We start from the raw sequence: 5933 nt of genomic DNA, 5'->3' as shown, positions 1-5933 counted from the left end.
TGGACAAGCGCTTCGAGCAGGTGGACAAGCGCTTCGAGCAGGTCGACAAGCGCTTCGAGCAGATGGACAAGCGCTTCGATGAAATGCTCAAGCGCCACGACAAGCACTTCTTGTGGCTCATCGGCTTCATGGCCACCAGCGCTGGCCTGGTGATCACCGCAATACGCTATCTCTAAGCAGCCGAACCTTCACCGGCTCTGTAGTGTGCGCAAGGCAACCAGACGCAACCCGTCCCGCCCAGCGCCCAGCGCTAACCGACAGTTCACCTTGCGAACCCTGACCCAACCATGGTGGAATCTGCGACGACCTGCAGGCGCGAACACGCCGCACGCAACCAGTCAGGCCCCGAGCCAACGCCAGCTCATACCGGCACATGCGCAAGGTAGGGCGGTAGCGTGCCCGAAGCCCCGCCCCCCGCCGTGACGATCAAAGACGAACACCAATACCGCCTGCTGCGCCACCTCGAACAACACCCCGGCGCCAGCCAGCGCTAGCTGGAGAGCACCACCTGGCCCGGCACCACCGACGAAGCACTCAAGCCCCGCCTCGAGCGCAACGGCCTGCGCGTCGGCACCGACCTCTTCCTGGTCTTCTCCCTGGTCGATACGTCAGAGCACGAAGACCCCGGCAACCCCAACGACAGCACCCGCACCATCCCCAAGGTGCTCGGCGGCAGCACCCCCGCCTGCACCAAGGTCGGCCAGGCTCTCTACGGCCAGGTCATCGACCAGGTGGTCACCCTCAGCTCCGACGACCGCCGCGAATCGCCCTCCATCGCGCTCGTGGAACTGCTGCAGGCCAAGGGCGCCGAGATCAGCGACGCCGACCCGCACGTGCCCAAGTTCCTGCGCATGCGCAAGCACGACGTCGACCTGGAATCCGTCCCGCTCACGCCCGAGACCCCGGCCGCCACCGACTGCGTGCTGCTCGCCACCGACCACGACCGCTTCGACGACGACATGATCAAGGCCCACGCGCCGCTCATCGTCGACACCCGCGGGCGCTATCAGCAACCGGCCGAGCATATCGTCAAGGCCTGAGCCGCTGGCAACTGCCTGCCCCCTGCAAGCTCATCGCTGCGAAATCCTGTCCCCCGAAACCTTTACCCTATGAGAAACCCCGCCCGAGACATCCCGCACTACCTGCGCATCTTCCAGACCTATCTGGGCGGTCGGATGTACCTCATCTTCGGCCTCACGCTGATCGCGGCCATCTCCGAAGGCGTCGGCATCCTCATGCTGCTGCCGCTGCTTCAAACCCTCGGCGCGCCAGCCCCGGGCGCCGACACCGCCCCGGCAGCCGAAGCCCCCACCGGTATCACCGCCTGGCTGCAAGATCTGCTCACTAGCCTGGGCCTGCAAGACGCCACCGTCGCGGTGCTGCTGATCATCACCGTCGCCTTCATCGCCAAGGGCGCGCTCACCTTCAGCGCACTGGGCTACAACGCCTACCTGCGCGGGCAACTGCTGCGGGAACTCAAAGGCCGACTGTTCGTGCACTACAGCCGCATGGGCTACAGCTACTACGCCAGCCGGGATACCGGGCATTTCATCAACCTGATCAACGAGCAGATCACCCGCGCGCTACAGGCCTTCGACAACCTCAGCCGACTCGGCGGCCAATTCATCAACGCCGCCATCTACCTTGGCCTCGCCTTCCTGGTGGCCTGGCGCTTCGGGCTGATGGCGCTGGTGGTCGGTGTTGTACTCCTGCTGCTGTTTCGCTGGCTCAGCGCCTACGTGCGCCAACTCTCGCGCAAGACCGCCGCGGAAAACGGTCACCTCGCCAAACAGCTCATCCAGACCCTGCACGCCTTCAAATACCTCACTGCTACTGGCCAGACCCCGCAGGTGCGCGGCGCCGTCACCGCCTCCATCGGCCGGCTCACCGGCTACCAGATCCGCACCGGTATCGCCTCAGCCTTTACGCAAGCCGTACGCGAGCCCATCGCCGTGGTCTTCATCATGGGCATCGTGCTGGTGCAACTGGTCTTCCTGCAGCAACCGCTGGCACCCATCCTGGTCTCCATCCTGCTGTTCTATCGCGGCATGAACGCCATGCTTGGCATGCAGGGCAGTTGGCAGAGCACGCTGGAACAGATCGGCAGCATGGAACTGGTGGATGACGAATTCGCCACCCAACGCCAACACCAGGAACCCGACGGCCCGCGCGCCATCGGCCCGCTGAGCCAAGGCATTCGCCTCAAGGATCTCTCCTTCAGCTACGACCCGCAGCTGGGCGACGTACTCACGGGCATCGACCTCGAGATCCCCGTGCGCCACTCGGTCGCCTTCGTCGGCGAATCCGGTGCCGGCAAGTCCACCCTGGTGGATCTGCTCACGCTGATGCTCAAGCCGCGCCAGGGCCAGGTGCTGATCGATGGCGTGCCGGGCCCGGAGATCCAGCTGGCCAGCTGGCGCAAGCAGATCGGCTATGTGTCGCAGGAGACCGTCGTCTTCGACGACAGCGTCGCCAACAACATCTGCCTGTGGGCCGGCGATCCGCACAAGGACCAACTGCTGATGGAACGCATCCGCGAGGCCGCCCGCCAGGCGCACATCGCCCACTTCGTCGACACCCTGCCAGACGGCTATCACACCCTGGTCGGCGACCGCGGCCTGCGCCTGTCCGGCGGCCAGCGCCAGCGGCTATTCATCGCCCGCGAACTCTTCCGCCAGCCCAAGCTGCTGATCCTGGACGAGGCCACCAGCGCCCTGGACTCCGAATCCGAGCGCGCCATCCAGCAGAGCATCGATGCGCTCAAGGGGCACATCACCGTGGTCATCATCGCGCATCGGCTCTCCACCATCCGCAACGTGGACCGGGTCTATGTCTTCGATCACGGACGGCTGGTAGAGCAGGGCGGTTACGAAGAACTCCGGGACGCCGAACAGTCGCGCTTCGGTAAACTCATCGCCATGCAAGCGCTTTGATCGACGTATCGCAGGGAATTCGAGATGAACGACATCCAACGACTCCTCATCACTGGCGGCACCGGCTCCTTCGGCAAGGCCTTCGTGCGCACCGTGCTCGCGCGCTACCCCAACCTGCAGCGCCTGGTGGTCTTCAGCCGCGACGAGCTCAAGCAGTTCGAGATGGAGCAGGAGATCGGCCCCAAAGACTACCCCGGCATCCGCTACTTCATCGGCGACGTGCGCGACGTCAGCCGCCTCAAGCGCGCGCTCGAAGGCATCGACACCGTCATCCACGCCGCCGCCCTCAAGCAGGTGCCCGCCGCCGAGTACAACCCCTTCGAGTTCGTCAAGACCAACATCCTCGGCGCCCAGAACCTCATCGACGCCTGCCTCGACACCGGCGTCAAGCGCGTCATCGCCCTGTCCACCGACAAGGCCGCCGCGCCCATCAACCTCTACGGCGCCACCAAGCTCTGCTCCGACAAGCTGTTCACCGCCGCCAACAACATCCGCGGCCACCGCGACATCCGCTTCGCCGTGGTGCGCTACGGCAACGTCATGGGCAGCCGCGGCTCCGTCATCCCGTTCTTCTTGGAGCGACGCAAGACCGGCGTCCTGCCCATCACCGACCCGGCCATGACCCGCTTCAACATCAGCCTGCAGGAAGGCGTCGACATGGTGCTCTGGGCGCTGGAGCACACCCACGGCGGCGAAATCTTCGTGCCCAAGATCCCCAGCTACCGCATCACCGACGTCGCCCAGGCCATCGGCCCCGACTGCGAGCACCCCATCGTCGGCATCCGCCCCGGCGAGAAGATCCACGAAGAAATGATCACCGCCAGCGACAGCTTCAACACCGTCGATCTCGGCCGCTACTTCGCCATCCTGCCGCAGTCGGCCAAGTACAGCCGCGAGCACTACTGCAGCCTCAACGGCTGCAAGCCCGTGCCGGCCGGCTATGCTTACAACAGCGGCACCAACCCGGACTTCCTCAGCGTCGGGCAACTGCGAGCGCTGATCGCTGAGCACCTAGACCCAAGCTTCTCGGTCTAGACGGATGCCTGTCATCCTGCGTGCCGATGGTCTTAAATGCTTCTTCTATGCCAACGAAGGCAATCCGCGCGAGCCGGCACATATCCATGTCCGCCGCGCCGGCATCGAAGCAAAATTCTGGTTGACACCCGATGTGCAACTGGCACGCAATGACGGCTTCGACGCGCCCAGCCTGCGTCGCATCGAGCGCCTGGTCCGGCAACATCGAGAAAACTTTCTGAGGGCTTGGAATGAATACTTCGCCTAAGCGCGTCTGGACGGATACCGACAACCTTTGGATCGAGCTCGCGGACGGTCGCACCCTGGGCGTACCCTTGGTCTGGTTCCCACGGTTGCTCGCCGCGACACCGCAACAGCTTGCCGACTACGAGCTCAGTGCGAGAGGCGTTCACTGGGATGCGCTGGATGAAGACATCTCCATCGAGGGCCTACTCGCTGGCCAGGGCGATCTCACCCACCACCGTCGTCAAGTCGCTTAGCCATCGCCCGAATACCCAAAACCACACCCCATGATCCCCTACGGCCGCCAACACATCACCGACGCCGACATCGCCGCCGTCGAGGCCGTCCTGCGCTCCGACTTCCTCACCCAGGGCCCGGCGGTGCCCCGCTTTGAGCAGGCCGTCGCAGACCACGTCGGCGCCGCCCATGGCGTGGCGGTCAACAGCGCCACCAGTGCCCTGCACCTGGCGTGCCTGGCGCTCGACCTCGGCCCCGGCGACTGGCTCTGGACCAGCCCCAACAGCTTCGTCGCCAGCGCCAACTGCGCGCGCTACTGCGGCGCAAAGGTCGACTTCGTCGACATCGACCCACGCACCTACAACCTCAGCGTCGAGGCCCTGGCCGCCAAATTGGAACAAGCCGAGCGCGAAGGCAAGCTCCCCAAAATCGTCATCCCAGTCCACTTCGCCGGCCAACCCTGCGACATGCCAGCCATCGCCGCACTGGCCCAACGCTACGGCTTCCAGGTCATCGAAGACGCCAGCCACGCCATCGGCGCAACCCAAACAACCAACAACCAACAACCAACAACCAACAACCAAAACCGGCGCCTGCACCCACAGCGACATCACCGTCTTCAGCTTCCACCCGGTCAAAATCATCACCACGGGCGAGGGCGGCCTGGCCACCACCAACGACCCGGAACTGGCCGAGCGCATGCGTCGCCTGCGTACCCACGGCATCACGCGCGATCCGACCCGGATGCAAGGCCCGCCCGACGGCCCTTGGGACTACCACCAGATCGAGCTTGGCTACAACTACCGCATGACCGACATCCAGGCGGCCCTCGGCCATCGCCAGCTCCAACGCCTGGACGACTATGTCGCGCGCCGCCACCGTCTGGCCGAGCGCTACGACCGATTGCTCGCCGACCTGCCGGTACAAACGCCTGACCAAGACCCAAGACACCGTTCAGCCCTGCACCTCTATCCGATCCAGGTCAGCGATGGCGAGACACGACGCCACGTCTTCCAGGCACTGCGCGATGCCGGCATCGGCGTGAATGTCCATTACATCCCCGTGCATACGCAGCCAGATTTCCAGCAGTTTAGCTTCGTGAGGGGGGACTTCCCGGTCGCCGAGGCCTATTACACACGCGCCATCAGCCTGCCGTTGTTTCCCAAGCTGACCGAGGCGCAGCAAGATGAGGTCTGCTTGCAGCTGGCGGCGGGCTTGCCAGACCCAGTATCATCTCCATCTGCCTAACGAACTGTCCGCTAGCAGACGCCAAAAGGGCCAGGGGAGTCGCAAGAGGCCGCAAGATTTAACATTGCGCTGTTACGCCGAGCAGTTTCCTTGGCTTGCAGGATGCCGACGATTTAGAGATTTTCGATATTGCCCGCGCTGCGCGCGATATGGTGCTGAAACACAGCAGAGCCGAACATGCCAGTCCACCATTCCCGGCACGCCCCCGCATCACCACGTTCGCAACGGTCACCGCCACCAGCCCTGGCTGGGTTCACG

6 protein-coding genes and 1 pseudogene are annotated in these 5933 nt (G+C 64.4%); all 7 read left to right on the top strand.

Annotation, left to right across the window (positions count from 1 at the left end):
* The first annotated feature begins 662 nt into the window (after positions 1-662).
* The 7 genes and pseudogenes from QZ588_RS17520 to QZ588_RS17490 all read left to right on the top strand — a co-directional run bounded on the left by QZ588_RS17520 (position 663) and on the right by QZ588_RS17490 (position 5675).
* On the top strand, positions 663-1040 hold the full coding sequence (locus tag QZ588_RS17520; RefSeq protein WP_366929606.1) for a UDP binding domain-containing protein: 378 nt from the start codon (positions 663-665) through the stop codon (positions 1038-1040).
* A gap of 69 nt (positions 1041-1109) precedes the next feature.
* Positions 1110-2933 carry an ABC transporter ATP-binding protein gene (locus tag QZ588_RS17515; protein WP_295544344.1) on the top strand — a complete coding sequence of 608 codons (1824 nt, stop codon included), beginning with the start codon at positions 1110-1112 and terminating at the stop codon, positions 2931-2933.
* A gap of 24 nt (positions 2934-2957) precedes the next feature.
* On the top strand, positions 2958-3968 hold the full coding sequence (gene pseB / locus QZ588_RS17510; RefSeq protein WP_295544343.1) for a UDP-N-acetylglucosamine 4,6-dehydratase (inverting): 1011 nt from the start codon (positions 2958-2960) through the stop codon (positions 3966-3968).
* 4 nt (positions 3969-3972) lie between these two features.
* Positions 3973-4215 carry a DUF4160 domain-containing protein gene (locus QZ588_RS17505; RefSeq protein ID WP_295544342.1) on the top strand — a complete coding sequence of 81 codons (243 nt, stop codon included), beginning with the start codon at positions 3973-3975 and terminating at the stop codon, positions 4213-4215.
* Positions 4199-4447 carry a DUF2442 domain-containing protein gene (locus tag QZ588_RS17500; protein WP_295544341.1) on the top strand — a complete coding sequence of 83 codons (249 nt, stop codon included), beginning with the start codon at positions 4199-4201 and terminating at the stop codon, positions 4445-4447. The genes QZ588_RS17505 and QZ588_RS17500 overlap by 17 nt, the downstream gene beginning before the upstream one ends.
* Positions 4448-4477: 30 nt before the next feature.
* A pseudogene (locus QZ588_RS17495) lies at positions 4478-4915 on the top strand (aminotransferase class I/II-fold pyridoxal phosphate-dependent enzyme); the annotation flags it as partial.
* Between the two features lie 121 nt (positions 4916-5036).
* Entirely contained in the window at positions 5037-5675 is a 639-nt protein-coding gene (locus QZ588_RS17490; protein WP_295544346.1) for a DegT/DnrJ/EryC1/StrS family aminotransferase, read from the top strand.
* Positions 5676-5933 lie beyond the last annotated feature (258 nt).

The sequence above is a fragment of the uncultured Thiohalocapsa sp. genome (genome assembly GCF_913062725.1).
GTDB lineage: Bacteria > Pseudomonadota > Gammaproteobacteria > Chromatiales > Chromatiaceae > Thiohalocapsa.
Note: the sequence above shows the minus strand (reverse complement) of the source record. Positions and strands in the feature narration are given on the sequence as shown.